The sequence below is a fragment of the Streptomyces eurocidicus genome (genome assembly GCF_002891295.1).
Lineage (GTDB): Bacteria > Actinomycetota > Actinomycetes > Streptomycetales > Streptomycetaceae > Streptomyces > Streptomyces eurocidicus.
The window spans coordinates 1-20,228 of record NZ_LGUI01000017.1 but is presented as its reverse complement, the minus strand read 5'-3'; the positions used below and the strand labels follow the sequence as shown (position 1 = coordinate 20,228).

Sequence of the window (20,228 nt, the reverse complement as noted above, 5' to 3'; positions counted from 1 at the left end):
CGTGGAGGTGCACCGGGCTCCGCTCGCCCCGACCGCGTACACCAATCACCGCGACTGGCAGCAGGCGGTGAGGGTCTGGTCCGGGCGGGCGAGCGTGCAGCCGGACCGGTCCTTTGAGGCCCGTTCCCCGGCCCGGGAGACCGCGCAGGAACGGCTGGTGCTCTATCTGCCGGCGGGGGCGGATGTCGATTCCGCGGACCGGGTTCTGTGGCGGGGGCTGTGGTTCGAGGTCGACGGCGAGCCTGCCCGCTGGGCACAGGGTTCCCTGTCTCATGTCCGTATCCGTGCGTGGAGGGTGGTGCGATGAGCAAGTTCACCCTCCGGCTGACGGCCAACTGGGAAGATCCCCTTTTCTTGTCCCCGGAGATGCGGGACCTGGTGGAGCTGCACACGCTCAAGCTGACCGAGTCGGCGGTGTCGGCGGCCCCGGAGCCGAAGCGCCCGACCAAGGCGCACTGGAACACCATCCGCCACCACATCACGCCGCACCTGGCCTTGGGCCGGGCCGGCTGGTACGGGCAGGTCGTCATCGAGGTCGACGCCCGGCTCCGCCACGCGATGCTGCAAGAGCGTGGCTGGACCGACCGTAAGGGCCGTCCGCACGCGGGGCGCTGGTTCCTCAAGCGGGCCCTGGAGGAGGCGAGGGTCGAGTGACCGTTGACCCCGTCGAGGTGGTGGTCGTCTTCCTGCGGTCCGTCCCCGCCCTTCCTGCCGGGAGTGTCACCGGGGACCACGTCGGCCACCAGGCCGGCCAGCCCATGATCTACGTCGAGCACTCCGGTGGTTTCCGCATGGTCCGGGACCGCATGGACCGGGCCGACATCGACATCAGCGTCTACCACGAGGACCGCAAGGCGGCGGTGGACCTGGCGTACCGGTGCCGCCAGGCGCTCCTGGAGGAGCTGCCCGGCCGGGTCGTCGGCGGCGCGGAGGTCCTGGACGTCGAAGAGATCTCCTCCCCACGGTACGAGCCCGACAGCACCAGCCGCGAGCACATGTACAGCGGCGAGGTCGCCCTCTTCTTCGTCGCCGCCTGAATCCTTCCCCCTCTTCCCCAGCCGAGCACGGACCCGTGCACGGCTTTCGTCTTTCCCAAGGAGGCCCATGGCCAACGACTCATCCAAGATCCGCTTCGCCCCCAACGGCAGCCTCTACATGGCTCCGGCCCCGCGTTCCGGCCCCGGCTCCACCGTGCTTCCCGTGGACGCGGGCGACGGCAAGAGCGCCCCGGCCGGCTACCAGGGATGCGGCTGGATCGACTCCTCGGGCGTGACCATCACCCCGAGCATCGAGACTGACCCGGTCAATGTCTGGCAGTCCGCCGTACCCGTGATGTACACGGTCAAGTCCGCGTCGTTCAAGATCAAGGCGACGCTGATGGAGACGAACGAGCTGACCACCAGCCTTTTCTTCGGCGCGGAGTGGAAGCCGCTGAAGGACGCCGAGGGCAAGCACAGCGGCACGTACCGGCTGGACCTGTCCTCCACTCCGGAGCTGAATGAGGTCAGCGTCGTGACCGACTGGTCTCAGAAGGGTGTCCTGTACCGGTGCGTGATCCCGCGGGCGATGATCTCCGACCGCGGCGCCATCCAGCTCCAGCGCACCGAGAACAACAAGTACGAGCTCACCATTGACGCCCTGGACCACGAGGGCGGTCTCGGCTACGTCCTGACGACCGACGACATCCTTGGCCTGGGCAAGCCGTCCGTCCCCGTGGAGCCGGATCCTTTCAAGGCGACGGTGACCGTGCCCGGCTTCGCGTCGAACGACGCCGCCAAGGCCGCGTGGACGGCGAAGGTGGCGGTCGCCAACACGGCCGGGCCGGCCGTCGTCTCGCTCCTGCGCGCCGACAAGTCGGCCTTCGACGAGCAGGTGACCGCCACCAAGGACGGCACCGTCGACGTCACGGTGCCGCAGGGCATGAAGACCGCCGAGTTCAAGATCACCCACGGCGGTGCCTCGACCTGCTTCCAGGTCACCGACACCGCGCAGACGGGCACCTCGAAGGCGTGCTACGTCCTGGCTACGTAAAGGGGCAGCGCACCACCCGGAATGAATAGATGGGGCTGATGGGCGGATTGAACGCCTGCTCGCCGGTGACCGTGGCCTTCGCGGTCCCCGTGCAGTTGGAGCCGCTGTACGCGGTCAGAGTTCCCGCTGTCATTCCGTCACTGATGGAGATGCGGTCCGCTGCGTGCAGGCCCGTATTGCGGCAGTCCCCAGTGTTGAGGCGTTGGTGGATTTCCCCGGAAGGGCCGTACCACAGGTATGCCGTGCAGTCTGGAGACGCCGCAACGGTACTGGTTGCTGCGAGGGAGAGAAGCAGCGACGCAGAGCCGATGGCGAGAGCAGCGCATCGGAGTCTCCGGTGCATCGTTCGGGAAAATTGTCGAAGTGCGCCTGCCATGACTGCCCCCTTCGAATCCGGGTTCGCTTCCACAAATAATATAACAAGGCCCCAGTACCTCCACAATCACTCAAAAGGTGGGTTTACCCCAGGGGGTTGACTTCAATCGATTCGGCAATGCGTTCGTAAATCGAGTGAAAAGTCTGCGCCCCTTGCCGGCCTCTCTGCGGGCGTAACCCAACCCAGTTTCTTTTTCTTGGAGTTCACCATGACTGCTGCTGCCACGAAGGCCAGCTCTGCCGAGAAGCTTGCCGCGAAGGACGCGGAGGCGGCCGAAGCCCCCACGCACTTCGAGCACCGAGGTGTTACCTTCACCGTCCCCCATCCGCTCGATATGCCTATCGGTCTCATGGACGCGGAGGACGAGATTGAGGCGGTCAAGCTGATGCTCGGCAAGGATCAGTGGGAGGCGTACAAGCGGACTGGTGCCACCCTGCGGGACTTCCAGCCTTTCGCTGACAAGATCGCGGCGGCCCAGGGGCATGACGACGCGGGAAACTAGTCCAAACCGTCCGCGTCGTCCGGGAGTTCTCTGACGAGCTCGAAGCCGATCTCCTCGAATACTTCGGGGTGGATCTGCTGGACCTGTGGCGCGGGCGGCTTTCTTTGCGGCGCATCGGTGTCCTGGTGAAAGCGCTCCTGCGTAAGCCCGGCCGGTCCGCTGTGCTGGCCGCCGTGGACGAGTCGGCGGTGTGGTCGACCCAGGATCACCTGATGGCCCGCGTGTCGGACGCGTTGGAGCTAAGTAACTACCTGTTTCTGAAGGCGCATTCGGACAGCGCCGAGGATCTTTCTCCGCCCGATCCGCTGCCGAGGCCCGGCACTCCGGATCCGGGCCTTGCGGAGTCTGCCGAGGATTTCGCTTCGGGTGCTGAGCTGTCCCAATTCCTCCAGGAGATCACCAACTTTTAGGAGGCGCCTTTGGCCAGCGTCAGCGGACGGATTCCGATCAGGATCGGCTCCGGATACATCGAGATCAATCCCTCACTGTCCCGTAAGGGCGTGGCGGAGATGCGGACAGAGCTGACCCGCCAGATGGAGCTGGCCGGCGCCGCCGCAGGGAAGAGTTTCTCCACGGCGGCGACGGCCGGCATGGCGGCCATGCCGAAGAGCGCGGCCACCGCCGCGAAGGCCGCCCGGGGCCAGGTGGAGAAGGAAGCCACCGGCACCAAGACGAAGCTGTCGGCCATCGAGGCTGAGCTCACCCGCGAGTTCGGCCAGCAGGCCGGGCGGCGCTTCCGCGCCTTCCAGGAGACGGAGGAGCGTAAGCGTCAGGCGCTGGCCGGGACGTCGCAGGCCACCCGGCGCGCGGTCACGGAGACCGTGCGGCTGGAGACGCAGGCGTCCAGGGATGCCGCCCAGCGGTGGCAGACCGCCGAGCGCGAGCGCCTCCGCCTCCTGGAAGAGCGCCGCCGGGCGGAGGCACGCGCCGTCGCCGAGCGGGAGCGCGAGGAGCGGGCCGCCGTCACCGCGCACCAGCGGGCCCTTGAGGACGAGGCCCGCATGGACCGGGAGATCCACCAGACCCAGGTACGTCTGGCCCGGGAATCCGCGCGTGAGCAAGCGCAGCTCCTCGCTGAGCGGCAGCGCCAGGAGGGCGCGGCGGCAGCGGCCCGTCGACGGGCTTTGGAGGACGAGGCCCGCATGGATCGGGAGATCCATCAGGCGCAGGTGCGTCTGGCCCGGGAGGCGGCGCGGGCTGTTGAGCTGGCTGAGCGGGAGAAGCGGGAGGCGATCCGCCGGACGATGGCGGAGCGGCAGGCCGAGCAGTCCGCGGCGATCGGTGGTCAGCTCGCGATTGCCCAGGCCGCCCGGCAGAGTCTGCGCGAGCAGGCGGCCGAGCACGAGCGCACCATGGCCGCCGTCCAGACGACCCAGGCCGGCGCCCTGGCCGCCATGCGGTCGGGCTGGAAGCGCACCTCCCAGCACATCGAGACCACCGGTACGACGGCGACGGAGACCGGGCACCTGGTCACCCGCGGCCTCGTCGCCCCCCTGGGCCTCGCCTCCGCCGCCGCCGCGACGTTCGGCATCAAGTCGGCGGACGCGATGATCCAGGCCCAGACGGGCCTGAAGGGGATGGGCGTCGAGCTTCAGGACGTCAACAACCTGCTGGAGCAGATGACGAAGTACGGCATCGAGACGCCGTATTCCGTGAACGACATGCTGAAGTACGGCACCCGTTATGTGCGGGCGAATTCCTCGCACAATGCCGACTTCCTGTCGAAGGACCCTGCCCGTCATGCCAAGGGGTCCCGGGAGGCCGCCGAGAAGGCCACGGACATGGTCAAGATGGTCGGCGACTCCGCCGCCTACGGCGGCATCATGGACCCGGCGATGGTCTCGCGCGGCATGTACGCGATCGAAGTCATGCAGGACATGGGCCGCACGAATCTGCGGAATGTCAAGCAGCTCGAAGCCGCAACCGGCCTTCCCTCGAACGCGCTTGCCCAGATCCTGGGTTTCAAGACCCGTAAGTACACCGCCAAGGAGATGGCGGATGCGAAGGCCCGGGACAAGAAGAACGGCATGGACCGTGAGGTTCCGGAAACCTACGAAGCGTCCGCCCAGATGCTCGCCTTCATGCAGAACGCCAAGGAAACCGGTGGTGTTTCCGGCGAGCAGCTTATTGACGGCCTGCTGAAGCGGTGGCGTAACGACCCCGGCATGAACGGTGCGGCGCACCGCATGGGCAGTGCCACCATCAGCGGCCGCATGGAGCAGATGAAGGAGCAGGCCCAGTTCAATCTGGGCAAGCTCTTCTATTCCAAGAACAGCAGCGGTGAGTACGCGTATACGGGCCTCGGTGAGGCCATCATGGGCAAGAAGGTCACCGACGAGAAGGGCACCCATTTTGAGGGCGGCCTTCTCAAGAACGCGGGCGAGATCGGCGCGAAGTCCCTGCCGATGGTCAAAGAAATTCTCACCGCGTTCTTCGAGACCCTGGGCACCTTCACCCGCTGGATCAAGAACACGGTCAAGTTCCTCGACGAGCATCCCGGACTCCGGGAAGCAATTCTCCAGGCCGCCAAAATCGCGGCCGTCGCCGCCCCCTTCCTCATCGGCTTCGGCATCCTGTCGAAGACGGTCGGCAAGCTGGGCAAGCTCCTCGGTCTCGCGCTGGGCCCGGCGAAAATGCTGGGCGGTGTCCTGGCAGGCGCGGGGCGAGGCGCACGAGGCGCCACCCGGTACGGCCGGCAGGTCGCTGGTGGTGCCCGCTCCCGCCGCGACGGCGGCACCTTCCTCGACGGCTACGACGCCCAGCGCGACCGTTTCCGGGGCCAGGACGCCAGGCGTCGCCGCGACCGGCGCCGCGTGGTGCAGGCCGGCCGGGAGAACGGGCGCTTTCGCACCGCGGCCGGGTACGGCCGGTACGGGGTGGCCCGGCTCACCGGCTATGACGGTGTCGGGGACTGGCGGCAGCGGCGGGGCAACCGCCGCGAGGACATGCGCGACCTGGACCAGCGCAGCCGCACCGCCTTCGGCGAGGGCCGGGTACGTGAGGGCATCCGCCTCAACCGCCGCAGGGATGAGGTGCGGGAGGAGTACCGGGAGAACCGGCGCTCCGCGCGGCGGACAGCCGCGACGCGTCTGCGTCCGCAGGACAGCACCGACCGCCGCGACACCGCGCAGCGGGGCATGCAGGACGCCGAGCGGCAGATCCGGCAGGTAGACGAGCGGATCGAAGCCCTCAAGCGGGCCCTGGACGCGGTCAACCGCGCCCCCCTGGGCGCCGTCATCGATCACCTCGGTGGCTCGGTCGGTCAGAGTGTGCGGTCCTCCGCCGACCAGGCGCAGACAGCGCTGCGCCGCGTCGTCACCGACGGCACCACCCCCCTGAACAACGCAGGGTTCACGGAGCTGCACCGGAAGCTGGGCGAGGCCCAGCAGAAGACGGATTCCCTCAAGACCGCCCTCCGGCAGGCCGGCCAGGAGGTCAGCGACCTCAACGACAGGCGGCTTGGCTCCCTGCGGGTTCAGCAACTGGAGACCACGCAGAAGCGAGCCGAGGACCTCAAGGCCGCCCTCGGCGACGCCGCCGACCGCGTCGAGCGGCTCAACGGCAAGAAGCTGAAGGAAGTCCGGGGCGAGTTCGCTCTCACCGCCCCGGAAGCGGGCGGGGTGGAGGCCCGGGTCAAGGACGTCATTGCGTCCGTCAACCTCCTCAACCGCAAGTCATTGAAGACGATCCGGGACTGGTTCCGGGGTGGCAAGAACAGCCTCTACGACGCGGTCGATGACGTGTACGGGCTGGTCGGCGCGGTGAAAACACCGGGCTCGGTGAACGGCCGCATCGCCAACCTCAACGGCCGGTCGCTGGCCTCGGTGACCAAGCAGGTCGAAAAGCTCGGGGATGCCCTGCGCGACGCGGCCAAGCAGGCCGGTGACCTCGACGACGGCATCGGTGACATCAACCGCGACACCGGCGGCGGTGGTCCTGGTGGCGGTTCTGGTGGCGGGGGCGACAAGGGAGGAAAGGGAGGCAAGAAGAAGCCGAAGTTCGCCCGCGGCGGTGTCCTCCCCGGATACGCGCCGTGGCAGGACTCCATACCGGCGATCCTCACCCCCGGCGAAGCCGTCCTCCGCCCGGAAGTCGTTCACCACCTGGGCGCCGGCCGCATCCACGCCTGGAACCAGCTTGCTATTCGTGGCCGGCTCTCGCGTTTCGCCCGCGGTGGCGTCGCCGGCCGGGGCGGCCCGCTCGGATTCCTCCTCGACGACCTCAGCGCCATCAACATGGCCCCCGTCGTCAGCCTCTTCGGCAAGACCGTCGCCTTCGACACCTCGGCGGCGAAGGTCGGAGGAACGACCGGCAGGAACCTCATCAACTGGGGCTCGAAGAAGGGAGGAAGCACCAGCGGCGAAGGCGCCGCCACCCGCTTCCACGGCACCCTCGACTTCGCCACCAAGAATCTCCCCAAGGCGCTGCGCCGGGTGCCCTCCGGCGTCGGTCAGCTCGTCGGCCTGGCCGCCGGAGCCATCGCCCCCACCGCAGGCGAATACTTCTGGGACGACATCTGGAAGGGCTCCGGCAACATCGCCCAGCGCGGCGAACGCTTCGTCGGCCACCTCCTCGACCCCGATTCGATCTGGGCGTACATCAAGGGCGCCCTGGGCGGGGTGACAGAGGCCGCGAAGGCGATCGGCTCCACGGCGATCGGCCTCTTCTCGGACCCGATGGGGACCCTGAAGGAACCCATCGGCCAGCTCAAGGAACTGGCGCTCGGCCTGGTTTCCAGCGTCGAAGACTCGGTTCAGGGCGTGCAGGACATCGCCTCGAACCCATCCGCGTACGCGATGCAGGTCTTCGGCGAGTTCTGGGCGAAAGCCCAGGACGCCATGCCGAACACGGAAGGGCTGCTGAGATTCCAGGACGGCGGCATCGTCCCGGGGTACGCCCCGGGACGAGACTTGCGAAGAGCACTGGTCGCCCCGGGTGAGGCGCTACTTCGACCCGAAGCGGTACGGGCCCTGGGATACCGGACGGTGCTGGGCCTGAATGCTGCTGCGAAGACCGGCCGGCTCCCTACCGGTCTCGGTGACCGTGCGGAAAACGACGCAGCCGCGCCGGTCCCCGACGCTGCGGCCGTCGAGGACGCGGCCGAGCGGATCCGGGCCGCACTGGCGCTGATGACGCAGGCCGTACGCGACCACCAGGCTGCGGCCCAGACGTCATGGGCGGACGTCGGCGGCGCGGTGCGTACGGCGGTCGACGGGCAGATCCGCCCGGCACAGGACCGGTGGATCACCCACCTGAACGGCCCGCTCACCACCGCGCAGCGCGCGTTCCAGGCAGCCAATGAGGGTGTCTGGGCGAGCGTGCAGGGCCGCGTGGCGACGTCTACGTCCGGCACACTCGCCTCCTTCGGCCGCCTGCACTCAGGGGTGGCCAGTCTCGACGGTCTCTTCGCGTCCAGTGGCGGCCGGATCCGCGAGTCCTGGCGGTCCTCGATGTCCGTCGTGGACAGCTCGACCAGGAGCACCCTGGCCGGCCCGTACAACGCGGGCGCCGTTCCGATGATGTCGGAGATGGCGAAACTCGCCGGGGCCTCCGCACCGCTGTCTCCAGTGCGCTTCTCCCTCGGCGGTGTGGTCCCCGGCTACCGGCCGGGCGTCGACACCGAGCCCGCGCTGCTCAGCCGCGGCGAGGGAATCCTGCGCCCGGAGGTCGTTCGCGCCTTCGGTGCAGAATCGATTTACCGATGGAACGACCTTGCCCGGCGCGGCGGCAACATCTACGCGAACGGCGGCATCGTCGGTGACGGCGGGACGTGGGTGCGCGAGCACCAGAACGACCCGTTCGAGGGTTACGAAGAGGCCGTTCGTAAGGGCTGGGACGCGGCGATCACACCGCACCTGAAGTCGATCAGCTCGAAGTTCGGGCAGGTCGGAAGGCTCAGTGCGGACGATTTCGGCAAGGCCGAACCCTGGCTCTCGAAGTGGGGGCGGTGGGCGGACGAGCACGCCACCGGGGGCGGCGGCCAGGTCGTGAAGCTCGCCCTCCAGGAGGCCAAGTCCGGCGACATGTCCGGCGCCAAGTACATCGGCTCCGCCGCGTACGAATCCTGGTGCGCGGACTTCGTGAGCTGGGTGGTGGACCACGCCCACGCCAACGCCGCGTACGGCAATTCACCGACGGGGACGCCTAGTTCGCGGTGGCCGGCCGTGGCCACCTGGGTCGAGAAAATGGCCATGGTCCCGACCGCGGCGGCGCGGCCGGGTGACCTCATGGTCTACCGGGGCTACGGCCCCGGCGACTGGGGACACATCGACATCGCCACCGGCAAGCAGGGCTCCACCCTGGAAACGGTCGGCGGCAACGAGTCCCGCAGCGTCCGCCGCCAGCTCGGATACGGCAACCGTGCCGACGGCGCACTGCGCCCTCGTGGCGGTGCCCCGGGCGCCGGGGAGGGCCCGTTCCTCAACCCCTGGCCCGGTAGTCTCGCGCGTTTCTCGGAGGGCACGGGCGAGTTCGCCGGCCTGGTCGGCGACGCCGTGGGCCGGTGGCGGCCCCTGGTCGAGCGCGTCATCGGAGAGCTCGGCGGCCGGGGCGGAATCAGCCTCGCCGACGTCCCTCTCGTGCTCCACCGGATCGACGTGGAATCCGGCGGCGACCCCAACGCGGTGAACAACTGGGACTCCAACGCCCTGGCCGGTGACCCGTCGAAGGGCCTCCTTCAGGTTATCGGCTCGACCTTCAGCGCGTACGCGGGCCCGTACCGGAATCTCGGGCAATTCAATCCGGTGGCTTCGCTCTACGCGGGCCTGTCGTACGCGATCGACAGGTACGGCTCCGGGTGGCGCCGGGCCCTGGCCGGGACCTCCGGCTACTGGATGGGAACCCTTTCCGCCTCACCAGGTTTGCGCCTGGTCGGCGAACAGGGCCCAGAACTCGTCGACTTCCGAGGCGGCGAGCGGGTTCACCCCGCGCGGGAGACCCGGGACCTGCTGAAGGGCCGCACGTACGAAATCCATGTGCACGAGGCCAAGAGCGAGGACACCACTCAGGCGGTGCTGCGTGCCATGCAGTACGCGGAGGTGATGTACGGCATGTAACCATCAAGGAGGGCGCTTATTCCGATACCCGCAACCAGGGATCAGACGGACCGGGACCGGCCGTATCCGGTGCCGATTCCCCCTCAGCCGATGTCGTGGGGGCACACCTACGTATCGATCACGGGGAGTGGGGGTGAGGGGGAGGAAATCCCCCTCACCTCCTTCACCGACCGCAGGTGGCCCGGCGTCTTCCTCCAGGCCGGCGCCACCGGCCTGGACACCCCGCCCTACGAACTCCACGCCGACAGCTCCCCGAACCTCGACGGGTCCCAGTTCCGTTCAGCTCGGGCCGCCGCCCGGGACATCATGCTCCCGGTCTACCTCTACGGCATCGACCGGCGCACTCTGAAGGAACTCAAAAGGAAGCTGGTCACCGCCCTCAGCCCCACACGTGGTCACTGCGTGCTCCGGTTTGTGGAGGCTGACTCTCAAGTCCGCACACTCTACTGCTACTACAAGGCCGGAATGGAAGGGAACGAGTCCGCCGACAACGCGGGATTCCGGTGGATCAAGTACGGCATCCAGCTCACCGCCTTCGACCCCTACTTCTACGCGGACGACCTTCAGGTAGCCCAGTGGCAGTTCAATCAGGGGGAAGGGCTCCTCAAGCAGGGCAAGGGGCTCTTTCCGCTGCGGCTCGGCCGCGGGGGCCTGGCCGATCAGAAAATCCCCGTCATCAACCCGGGCGAAGTCGAAGCGTGGCCCGTGTGGGAGATCAAAGGCCCGGTCCGCGGGTTTAAGTTCACCAGCCCCACCGGGCAGGCATTCGGCATCACCGCACCCGCCGACGGCAGTGACGCGGTAGCGGCCGGCCGGACCTTGACCGTGGATACCCGCCCCGGCCACAAAACGCTGGCCGACGACCAGGGCAAGAACTACTGGCCCCTGCTCGACCCCGCCCCATCCCTGTGGGCGGTCGAGGAAGGGAAGAGCACGGTGGGCGTCAGCGTGACAGCGGGCACCGGCCCGGCCTCACTGAAGCTCACACTCCGCCCCCGCTATAAGAGCTACTGAGAGGGGATGAGTTTGGGATATCGGGTAGAGGTCCGCGACAAAGACCTGAACCGGATAGGAGAAATAGACACATGGATCAAGCTGGATCTCGTCATCCGCTTCTGTCAGCAGGGCACTTGGCAAATCTTGGTCAAGGACCGTACGCCCCAAGCGCGGCTCTTGCAGCGCGGTGGTGGAATCATCGTCTGGCAAGACGGAGTGGACTTCCCCGTCTTCACCGGTCAGATCGAGTTCTTCCAACGCTATTGGACCGTTGACCAGCACACCGGCGTAGGCAGCGTGTTCGTCGGCGGGAAGTGTGACAACAAACTGGCCTACTCCCGTCTCGCCTTCCCGGACCCGTCGAAGCCGGTGGGCCAGCAGTACCAGGCGAAGGATTCCCGGGGGGCGAGCGGCAGCGCCGGCGAGGCCCTGTGGTGGGAGCTCGACCACGCCCTCGGCCCCCGCGCTCTGCCTGACCGGCGGGTGCCCGGCGTCGACGTGGGAACCAACCCGGCGACGGGTGACACCGTCGCGGACCGGCTTCGGTTCGATGTCCTGGGCGCCAAGCTCGAAGAGTGGTGCAAGAACAAAAACGTGGGCTACCGCTTCGTGCACGACCCGGACCGCAAACAGATCGTGCTGAAAGTCTTCAAGCCCCAGGACAAGAGCAAGACCGCGCGCTTCTCACCCGAGTTGGGGAACCTGCGCGAGTACACGTGGACGCTGACGGCCCCGCGAGTAACGCGGGCCATCGTCGCATGCCAGGGCGAGGGCGCCGAACGGTACATCTTCCAGAAGACCGACGCGGAGGCCGAGAAGGAATGGGGCGTCCAGGTAGAGCAGTTCATCGACCGCCGGGACCTCCCTCTGAAGACGGATCCGGCGACCGGAAAACCCGTCAAGGCCAAGGCCGATACCTCTGACGCCGACTTCGAAGCGGCGAAGAAGGCCGTCGTCGACGCGGCGGACAACGCCCTCAAAGAGGGCGCCCGCAACGGCAATTTCCAGATCTACCCCATCGACACCAACCAACTAAAGTTCGGCCGCGACTATTTCGTAGGCGACCTGGTCACCGTTGCCGTGGACGGCGAGGAATACACAGACGTCGTCCGCGAGGTGAACATCAGTGTGGAGGACGGCGGCCGGGTCTCCGCGGTCACCCCGAAGATCGGGGAGCAGGGGACGGGATCGCCTCTGAACCTGTACAAGACGGTTTTCGATATGCGCGAGAAGCTGCGGAAACTCGAAGCGAGGATGTGAGTATTTGGCAGAGACAAGCTATCCGTTTTCCCAGTCGAGTAAGACCGGCGGCACGGAAATGGTGTCCGAGGCGCAGTGGCAGGCCATGGCGGCCATGTGGGGCGGCGACCGTGTGGACTTCCGGCTCACCAGTGAGTCTTACGCCTCCGGGGCGCTGCCCTTTTCGGCGAGCGTCATCAACAGCCGAACCATCGAGGTGAAGCCCGGTTCGGCTTTCGTCGGCGGGTTCTACTACCAGCTCACCGCCTCAACGACACTGGCCGTCGACCCGAACCCGACCGACAAAGCCCGCAAGGACACCCTGATCCTGCGGGCCGACGTCGTACAGGGCTCGGTGAACCTGGGGGTGATCAAGGGCCAGCCGTCCGCGTCGCCGATCGCCCCGCTGCCGAAGCGGATTCCCGGGCAGCAGTGGGAGATGGTGCTGTACGAGGTCGACGTGCCGGCGAAGGACGGCTCCCCGCAACTCTCCCTACGCGCCCCCTTCGACATGCCGCCGGCCGTCAGCACCCCGTGGAATACCAGGCCCGCCGCCGACTTCCTCCCCGTCGGGTCTTTCCTGTACGACCTGGACAACAACGGCGGCGACAGCCAGAACGAGATGTTCAAGGGCCGCGACGGCACCCTCATCACGCGGCACCTGGGAAAGTCCCGCACCTACGCCCCGGGGCTCGCGAACGCCGTCAATGTGCCCTCCAAGGGCATGGTGTACAAGGGGCGTTGGCGGTGGGCGGCCCCGAACCTGGTCTATTACTCGGTCAGTATTGAGAACACCACGACGACGAATATCCGCAACCGCCCCGATGTTCCGATCGCTTTCGAGCTTCCCCAGCAGGCCAATGGCGTCACGGGGCAGATCCTGACCGGGCATATGCGGAACATGGACTACCGCGGGGCCATGGCCAACCTGATTCCTCTTCAGGCGATGTGCTGGCCGGGGAATGGGTCGACGCACGCGAGCATCTACTACCCGAACAGCCAGACCGTGGCCGAGGGTCTCGATGTTCTGCGAACTTTTCCGGGGCGTTCCACAGTCTTCTTCTCCGGCATCTACGAAGCCAACGTCTTCAGCGAATAAGGAGGTGCCCTGATGGCACGTAATCTCTTTGGCGGGACGACCGCTGATGTGGCGGAGGACATCGATGGCCGGCGCGTCCCCGGGGCCGTCGGTACCGTCTGGGACGGCCCCTCGGACGGGGCCCGGCAGCTCACCGACCTGACCGACGTCGACGGCGCACCCATCATCCAGCTCGTCGCCGACGTCCGCGGCTTCGTCCCCTCCTTCTACGGCCCGGCCAACGACGCCGAACGGGTCTGGGTGGACTTCGGCGTCGGCCGTATCGCCCTGGTGTCCGTGACGGTCGGCGACCGGCTCCGCAAGCACCTGCTCGACACCGACCCGCACCAGTCGCGGGCGTACACCGACGAGCGTCTGTCCGGGTACCTGCCGACCCGGGGCACGGAGGTGCAGTCCCCGGTCGGGGACACCTGGCTCTCCGCCGTCGTCACCGACGACTCCACCGGAAACGTGATCCGTCTGCGGACCGCCGACGGCACCGAGCGCACCCGGCTCCGCAACACCGGGGCCCTCTACCTCGACACCATCGGCAAGAAGGCGCCCTTGTGCATCGGCGCCCCCGGATACGGCCCCGGGCAGACCGTCATCAACGTCAGCTCCACGGCGGCGAGCCCCGCGAACGAAGGCGCCGTCTTCCAGGTGAAGGGGGACGGCTCGGTGATCAGCTCCGGGACGGTCACCGCCTCGAACCTGGGCAACGCCCGGCTGTCGTCCGGGCCGCTGCCGCCACCGGCTCCACGGACCGGGGACGTGTGGGTGAAGCTTGGCTAACCAGGTCCTGATCTACGACGGGAAGACCTGGGTCGACCGGACCCCGCAGGTCTTCGACGGGAGCACGTGGCGCGCGGCGACGCCCCTGTACTGGGACGGTGCCGAGTGGCGCACCGGGGCCCCTCCGCCGCGCGAGTTCCCGTCCTACGCGGGCAATGCCTCCTCCCTCGTCTCCGGTGACGTGGCGGAGCTGCCTGTTCCGGCGGATGTACGGACCGGGGACCTGGTGGTGTCGGTCTGTGCGCAGCAGGGCGGGGCGGCGCTGCCGTCGCCGCTGCTGGCGCCGGCCGGGGTCCTGCCCACCGTCTACACCCTGCGCTCGGGGGTCCGTTTACTCGTGGCGGTGTGGCCGTGGGAGCCCTCCCGGGGGGCCACCACCGTGTGGGACACGGCAGGGAGCACGACCACGGCGGTCATGAATCTCCTCTACCGGGGCGGCGACACGGCGAGCGTCTCCCTGACCCCGGTGGTCGGCATCACCGAGCACCTGACGAAGCCAACGTCTTCAGCGAATAAGGAGGTGCCCTGATGGCACGTAATCTCTTTGGCGGGACGACCGCTGATGTGGCGGAGGACATCGACGGCCGGCGCGTCCCCGGGGCGGTCGGTACCGTCTGGGACGGGCCCTCGGACGGGGCCCGGCAGCTCACTGACCTGACCGACGTTGACGGCGCACCCATCATTCAGCTCGTCGCCGACGTCCGCGGCTTCGTCCCCTCCTTCTACGGTCCGCCGAACGACGCCGAACGGGTCTGGGTGGACTTCGGCGTCGGCCGTATCGCCCTGGTGTCCGTGACGGTCGGCGACCGGCTCCGCAAGCACCTGCTCGACACCGACCCGCACCAGTCGCGGGCGTACACCGACGAGCGTCTGTCCGGGTACCTGCCGGCCCGGGGCACGGAGGTGCAGTCCCCGGTCGGGGACACCTGGCTGTCCGCCGTCGTCACCGACGACTCCACCGGAAACGTGATCCGTCTGCGGACCGCCGACGGCACCGAGCGCACCCGGCTCCGCAGCACCGGGGCCCTCTACCTCGACACCATCGGCAAGAAGGCGCCCTTGTGTATCGGCGCCCCCGGATACGGCCCCGGGCAGACCGTCATCAACGTGTCCTCCACGGCGGCGAGTCCCGCGAACGAAGGCGCCGTCTTCCAGGTGAAGGGGGACGGCTCGGTGATCAGCTCCGGCACCATCACGGCCTCGAATCTCGGCACTGCCCGCGTTTTCTCCGGCCCCCTGCCGCCGGCCGCCCCGCGTGCCGGGGACGTCTGGGTGAAGTATGGCTAACCAGGTGCTCGCCTTCGACGGGAAGACCTGGGTCGACCGGACCCCTCAGGTCTTCGACGGGACCACATGGCGCGCGGCGACGCCCCTGTACTGGGACGGTGCCGAGTGGCGCACCGGGGCCCCTCCGCCGCGCGAGTTCCCGTCCTACGCGGGCAATGCCTCCTCCATCGTCTCCGGTGACGTGGCGGAGCTGCCGGTTCCGGCGGATGTACGGACCGGGGACCTGGTGGTGTCGGTCTGTGCGCAGCAGGGCGGGGCGGCGCTGCCGTCGCCGCTGCTGGCACCGGCCGGGGTCCTGCCCACCGTCTACACCCTGCGCTCGGGGGTCCGTTTACTCGTCGCGGTGTGGCCGTGGGAGCCCTCCCGGGGGTCCACCACCGTGTGGGACACGGCCGGGAGCACGACCACGGCGGTCATGAATCTCCTCTACCGGGGCGGCGACACGGCGAGCGTCTCCCTGACCCCGGTGGTCGGCATCACCGAGCACCTGGGCGTGAACCAGGTGCCGCTGGACGCCTCCCAGGACTACACGACCCTGTACGCGGTGCTGACCGTCTCCGACACCTTGACCGGGGCGGCATGGCCGGACGGCGTCATCCCCCGAGCTCAGCGACTCGGCAGGTTCGGGACGCAGCAGATCAGCCTGATGACCGCGGACACCCCCGGCGCGGGCGCCTCTCCTGGGGCGCTGCGGCTGGATACGACGGTGGAGACGGCCGCGGTCGCGGTCATCACGATTCCCGGCCGCAGCGATGGCCGGCCGACCTGGATTCTCGGCGACGACCGGGCATCCGTCCTTGGCACTACGACCTACCTGGAGTGAATTTGGCAGTACCCCCCATCGACACGTGGGCGCAGCGGGAGATCATCACCGCCCAGAAGCTGAACAGCCAGGTGCGCGACCCGCTTCGCTACCTCGCCGATATGCCCCGGCTTTCCTGCCGGGGCGCGGCCCCCGGCCAGACGGTCACCCGCGGCTCCTCCACCCTCGTCCGGTGGGCCACCTTGGAGACGAAGACGTTCGTCGCCGACGGCGACCGGAGGTGGTTCACCGTCCCGGACAGCGGGGTGTACGTCCTGTCCGGCAGCGTGAGCGTGAAGTCCGGGCCCACCCAGCCCTACGGGGACGGCGTGATCCTCCACGTGCTCCGGCGCACGAGCGCCGGGGTGGCCAGCGTGGCCACGGTCCGAGAAATCGTCCAGCAATCCCACGACATCCAGATCGTCTCAGCCGCCACGATCGCCCACCTGACGGCCGGCGACGTGATCGGGGTCGCCGTGTACCTGGAGGCCGGCGTGCCCAGCAGCTCCTACACGGTCCAGGCCGGCGAGTGGGAGACGGTCTTCGGGGCGTGGATGGCCGCGCCCAGTGCTGGCTTCTCCGCAGGGTCGACGCCGTTCGTGCCGGCCGGGGACTGGCGGGATGGTGAGCGGGTGACTCCGGCCCTGATGCGGGCCCGCCTCAGCGACCCCCTCACTTCCCTGTACAACCCCCCGCGGTTTTCGCTGCGCTCGACGCTGCCCTACAGCGCCCCGTCGAACCAGACGGTAAGGGTCGGGTGGTCGAACGCGGGGTTCGAGGAGTCGGGTGGGTGGGTGCTCGGCCGGGACGGCGCCACGGTCACCGCGCCCGCGACGGGCGTGTACCTGGTCGCCCTCTCCGTGGCGACGCAGCGGGATGGCCCGGAGGGCGCCTTCGGCTCCTACCAGGTGCACCTGCTCCGCAACGGAAACCTCATCTCCTTGCGTCAGCGGCAGAACACGAGGTCGACGTATCCGACGGCGATCAGCGGCACGGAGCCGGTGTTCCTGGCCAGGGGAGACCAGCTTTCGACCGCCTTCCTCGGTACCGGTACAGGGCTGTCGTGGGGGGCCTTCGGTAACGACATCCGCGACGAGCGGTGGAACGGGTTCTCCGCGGTGATGCTCGCCCCCGCCGCCACCGGAATGAAGGGATGACCGCCGTGGACTTCCCGTACTGGTCCCCCCGGGACCTGGCCGACGCGGCGAAGATGAACGCCCGCGTCCGTGACCCGCTGAACCAGCTGGCCAACCCGGCCCGGCTGGCCGCCGCCGGAGTCAGCACGGTGAAGAACGTCCCCGACACCGGGGGCTTCAAGACCCTCGCGTGGGACGCGGTCGAATCCTCGGGCGGCTGGACGAACACCCCGGACACCTTCACCGTGCCGACGACCGGCACGTACTTCGTGACCGGCGACTTCACCGCCCTGTCGCCGAAGGACATCACCCGGCGCCCCGCCCTCGTTCTCACCGTGGTGGCCCAGACCGGGCAGGGCGAGAAGGAGTGGCTCCGCTCCTACAACTCGGTGATCATCCCCGGCACTTACCTCACCTGCTCCCTGCGGGGCGTGGTGCACGCGACCCGGGGCGACCGGGTGAGCCTTAGGGCCTTCGCCGTGCCGGGCACGGGCGAGTGGGAGGTCTCAGCCGGCTCCCGCACCAGCAGCCAGCTCAATCATTTTTCCGCTGTCCTGCTGGGCGGGCCGGCCTAGATCACTTCCGGGAGCTTTTAGCACGCTCGCGAAGGGACTGAATAGCTTCGCGAGTCTCTGTCAGGGCTTCAAGGACGAGGGGCCACCCTTCCTCGTCGGCGCAGTGCTGCGCAACTACGTCACTGTAGATTGCCTTAATTCTGTCGTAGAACTCTTTGTGCGCTTCGGCCTCCAGGTCCTGGTATTCGAAGGGTTCATTCACCGTGGTCACGGAATCATCTCCTGTGTTAGGCACACGGGGATCCTTCCACGGTTCGGGGGTCACATGAGAACCCTTTCGGGAAACCCGCAACTTTTCCTTTACGGGCGGCTTGGTCCCCCAGCGCACTGTACGGCCGCCCATGCGACCCACCGGCCATACAGCGAAGAGGCGCATTCACCGGGTTGCAGAACACACGCTTCAGGAGGAGCACGTGAGCAATTCGAATCTCTTACTGGACCTCTTCGGTTTCGTCGGGATCCTGGCCACCGTGATCGGCGGCTTCGTGGTCCTGCGGGCCTCGAAGGAAGCGAAGACCGCCGAGGTCTGGCGGAGCGAGGCGGAAGCCCAGAAGGCGCGCGCTGACCGGCTTCAGGAGGACCTGACGGAGATCAAGGAGCGCCTGACGCGCATCGAGGCGGAGAACGCCCGGCTGATCGCCCTCCTCACCGCCCTGGACCCTGCCCGCATTCCGCATGCCCCGGCAGGGTGAACGAACTAACCCCCATCTGATGCCCGCCTCGGCGGGCTTTTTCATGCCCCAAATCAAGGAGAACACGCATTTCTGTAGCACAGCAGGTCATCAGCATTGCCCGTGACGAGCTCGGGTATCAGGAAGGTTTCTCGGGCGGTCACTGGGACAACACCGAGAAGTACGCCGCCCAGGTCCCTGGCCTGGACTGGGTCAGTGACGACCGTGAGCCCTGGTGTCATGTTTTCGTTTCCTGGGCTTTCCGGCAGGCCGGTGCGGCCGCCCTCGCCCCCGTCACCGCGTCCTGCCTCGAAGGCGTGAGCTGGTTCGAGGATCAGAGCCGTTTCTCGGAGTACCCGGCTGTCGGCGCCGTCGTCTATTTCGGCTCCGAAGGCGGCACCCATGTCGGCATCGTGACCGGCTACGACGCCGACACCATCCAGACCATCTCCGGGAACACCAACACCACCGGCAGCCCGGAAGGCGACGGGGTGTACGAGAAGACGTATCAGCGCCACAGTTCTTACGTTTACGGCTACGGGTACCCGGATTACCCCGAGGGCATCGTCGTGGCCGATCCGGCCTGGAAGGGCTTCGACGGGGTCACCTTCTTCGGCCAGGAGGCGGGTGAGGAAGACCTTCCCCGCGGCGGCTCGAAGCCGGACCAGCCGACCGCCGGCACGGTCGTCATCGACGGCCTTGCCTACGGGCCGGGCGCACGCGGCGACCACATCATGCGCCTCGGGAAGATGCTCGTCACGGCCGGCTGCTCCGCCTACACCGAGGGCCCCGGCCCGGTATGGACGTCCGCCGACACCAAGTCGATGCGGAAGTACCAGATCAAGATCGGCGACCGTGGCGCGGACGCGGACGGCATCCCGGGCTCCCAGCAGCTCGCGCGCCTGAAGCGTGAATTCGGGAAGGCGGCCTAATGGGTGACCGAGGAAAGCACCGCGGCCCGGCCTCCGCGCTCTCCCTGACGGACTTCGCCCGGCAGCACCCGGCCCGGCTGTACAGCGTCGCCGCGGCGGCCGTGGCCTTGGTCGCGGAGTACGTGAGCATCCCCCAGGAGACCGTTCTGGCCTTGGTGGCCGCGCTCCTGGGCGCGGGCGAGGTGACACAGCGGGTGGAGAACGCGAAGACCGCAAACGCCCGCGACAGTGGCACCTAAGGGCGGGAATGCCGAAACCCCCGGTGATGAGCCCCGGGGGTTTCGTGTCTCCGCCTGCGCGGAGCATTTGGCCTAACGGTTTGGGTATCCCCAACCCGGCGGGCTCACCTCCGCTTACGCGGAGCAGTTTTACTCATCCCCGCTAACGCGGGGAAAGACCCAGGCAGGACCGTTGAAACTGTCGAGGGGCCACCCCCGCATGCGCGGGGACCAAATGTTGCGTTGCAGCCCTTGAGGGCCAACCCCGCATGCGCGGGGACCAGATCACGCACCACGTGTCGCGCTGCGGCCCTTGTGGGCCACCCCCGCATGCGCGGGGAGCGTCGGACCTCGCTACTGCGAGCTCCAACGAGAAACACCGTAGCGCATGTTCGGGCTTCGCGCACAGCAACTCACCAACTCAGGTACCCCTCGTGCCTCGATCTTGACGCCTCGGCGGCTCGGGGCCCTGGTCGCAGCCCCTGAGGGCGGATGGCGCCAAGGCTGGCCGGGGTGGACAGCACTGCACGGCTGGGTG

21 protein-coding genes are annotated in these 20,228 nt (G+C 68.0%); 19 read left to right on the top strand and 2 right to left on the bottom strand.

All coding sequences use genetic code 11. From position 1 onward, the window contains the following. The first annotated feature begins 1 nt into the window (after position 1). From AF335_RS33605 to AF335_RS33590, 4 genes are all read left to right on the top strand, one after another. On the top strand, positions 2-307 hold the full coding sequence (locus tag AF335_RS33605; protein WP_102922223.1) for a hypothetical protein: 306 nt from the start codon (positions 2-4) through the stop codon (positions 305-307). After that, positions 304-654, top strand: a complete 351-nt coding sequence (locus tag AF335_RS33600; RefSeq protein WP_102922222.1) for a hypothetical protein — start codon at positions 304-306, stop codon at positions 652-654. Before AF335_RS33605 ends, AF335_RS33600 begins: the two co-directional genes overlap by 4 nt. Further along, positions 651-1,037 (top strand): hypothetical protein, encoded by a 387-nt coding sequence (locus tag AF335_RS33595; RefSeq protein WP_102922221.1) that lies wholly within the window; start codon positions 651-653, stop codon positions 1,035-1,037. The genes AF335_RS33600 and AF335_RS33595 overlap by 4 nt, the downstream gene beginning before the upstream one ends. A gap of 67 nt (positions 1,038-1,104) precedes the next feature. Then, positions 1,105-2,031, top strand: coding sequence for a phage tail tube protein (locus AF335_RS33590; protein ID WP_102922220.1), 927 nt, complete (start codon positions 1,105-1,107; stop codon positions 2,029-2,031). Here AF335_RS33590 and AF335_RS34990 read toward each other — a convergent pair. Further along, complete coding sequence (locus tag AF335_RS34990; protein ID WP_170127861.1) at positions 2,024-2,164, bottom strand: hypothetical protein; 141 nt, start codon at positions 2,162-2,164, stop codon at positions 2,024-2,026. The genes AF335_RS33590 and AF335_RS34990 overlap by 8 nt on opposite strands. Before the next feature lie 451 nt (positions 2,165-2,615). Between AF335_RS34990 and AF335_RS33585 the strand changes: the two genes are divergently transcribed. From AF335_RS33585 to AF335_RS33530, 12 genes are all read left to right on the top strand, one after another. After that, a complete protein-coding gene (locus tag AF335_RS33585) occupies positions 2,616-2,909 on the top strand; it encodes a hypothetical protein (protein ID WP_102922219.1) in 294 nt (97 codons plus the stop codon). A 68-nt stretch (positions 2,910-2,977) separates the two neighbouring features. Continuing rightward, on the top strand, positions 2,978-3,319 hold the full coding sequence (locus AF335_RS33580) for a hypothetical protein (RefSeq protein ID WP_244927238.1): 342 nt from the start codon (positions 2,978-2,980) through the stop codon (positions 3,317-3,319). A 9-nt stretch (positions 3,320-3,328) separates the two neighbouring features. Then, entirely contained in the window at positions 3,329-9,964 is a 6,636-nt protein-coding gene (locus AF335_RS36090; RefSeq protein WP_102922218.1) for a CHAP domain-containing protein, read from the top strand. Between the two features lie 90 nt (positions 9,965-10,054). Then, a complete protein-coding gene (locus AF335_RS33570) occupies positions 10,055-10,978 on the top strand; it encodes a phage tail family protein (RefSeq protein WP_102922217.1) in 924 nt (307 codons plus the stop codon). Between the two features lie 6 nt (positions 10,979-10,984). Further along, a complete protein-coding gene (locus AF335_RS33565; protein WP_244927237.1) occupies positions 10,985-12,220 on the top strand; it encodes a siphovirus ReqiPepy6 Gp37-like family protein in 1,236 nt (411 codons plus the stop codon). 4 nt (positions 12,221-12,224) lie between these two features. Beyond that, the gene (locus AF335_RS33560) at positions 12,225-13,298 is read left to right on the top strand and encodes a hypothetical protein (protein WP_146045660.1); all 1,074 of its coding nucleotides are present in this window, start codon (positions 12,225-12,227) and stop codon (positions 13,296-13,298) included. A gap of 12 nt (positions 13,299-13,310) precedes the next feature. Beyond that, positions 13,311-14,069 (top strand): hypothetical protein, encoded by a 759-nt coding sequence (locus AF335_RS35265; RefSeq protein ID WP_211304149.1) that lies wholly within the window; start codon positions 13,311-13,313, stop codon positions 14,067-14,069. Next, entirely contained in the window at positions 14,062-14,598 is a 537-nt protein-coding gene (locus tag AF335_RS33550; RefSeq protein WP_102922215.1) for a hypothetical protein, read from the top strand. Before AF335_RS35265 ends, AF335_RS33550 begins: the two co-directional genes overlap by 8 nt. Beyond that, the gene (locus AF335_RS35260; RefSeq protein WP_184744129.1) at positions 14,598-15,356 is read left to right on the top strand and encodes a hypothetical protein; all 759 of its coding nucleotides are present in this window, start codon (positions 14,598-14,600) and stop codon (positions 15,354-15,356) included. The genes AF335_RS33550 and AF335_RS35260 overlap by 1 nt, the downstream gene beginning before the upstream one ends. After that, positions 15,349-16,179 (top strand): hypothetical protein, encoded by an 831-nt coding sequence (locus AF335_RS33540; RefSeq protein WP_102922214.1) that lies wholly within the window; start codon positions 15,349-15,351, stop codon positions 16,177-16,179. Before AF335_RS35260 ends, AF335_RS33540 begins: the two co-directional genes overlap by 8 nt. Before the next feature lie 2 nt (positions 16,180-16,181). Then, positions 16,182-17,315 carry a hypothetical protein gene (locus AF335_RS33535; RefSeq protein WP_102922213.1) on the top strand — a complete coding sequence of 378 codons (1,134 nt, stop codon included), beginning with the start codon at positions 16,182-16,184 and terminating at the stop codon, positions 17,313-17,315. Continuing rightward, complete coding sequence (locus AF335_RS33530) at positions 17,312-17,869, top strand: hypothetical protein (protein WP_102922212.1); 558 nt, start codon at positions 17,312-17,314, stop codon at positions 17,867-17,869. Before AF335_RS33535 ends, AF335_RS33530 begins: the two co-directional genes overlap by 4 nt. 1 nt (position 17,870) lies before the next feature. On the opposite strand, the gene AF335_RS33525 is transcribed toward AF335_RS33530, so the two are convergent. Next, positions 17,871-18,080, bottom strand: coding sequence for a hypothetical protein (locus AF335_RS33525; RefSeq protein WP_102922211.1), 210 nt, complete (start codon positions 18,078-18,080; stop codon positions 17,871-17,873). 202 nt (positions 18,081-18,282) lie between these two features. On the opposite strand from AF335_RS33525, the gene AF335_RS33520 reads away from it, so the two are divergent. From AF335_RS33520 to AF335_RS33510, 3 genes are all read left to right on the top strand, one after another. Beyond that, complete coding sequence (locus tag AF335_RS33520) at positions 18,283-18,561, top strand: hypothetical protein (protein ID WP_228773605.1); 279 nt, start codon at positions 18,283-18,285, stop codon at positions 18,559-18,561. A gap of 68 nt (positions 18,562-18,629) precedes the next feature. Then, on the top strand, positions 18,630-19,472 hold the full coding sequence (locus tag AF335_RS36085; RefSeq protein ID WP_342353985.1) for a peptidoglycan-binding protein: 843 nt from the start codon (positions 18,630-18,632) through the stop codon (positions 19,470-19,472). Continuing rightward, a complete protein-coding gene (locus AF335_RS33510) occupies positions 19,472-19,711 on the top strand; it encodes a hypothetical protein (protein ID WP_102922209.1) in 240 nt (79 codons plus the stop codon). The genes AF335_RS36085 and AF335_RS33510 overlap by 1 nt, the downstream gene beginning before the upstream one ends. Positions 19,712-20,228: the final 517 nt, after the last annotated feature.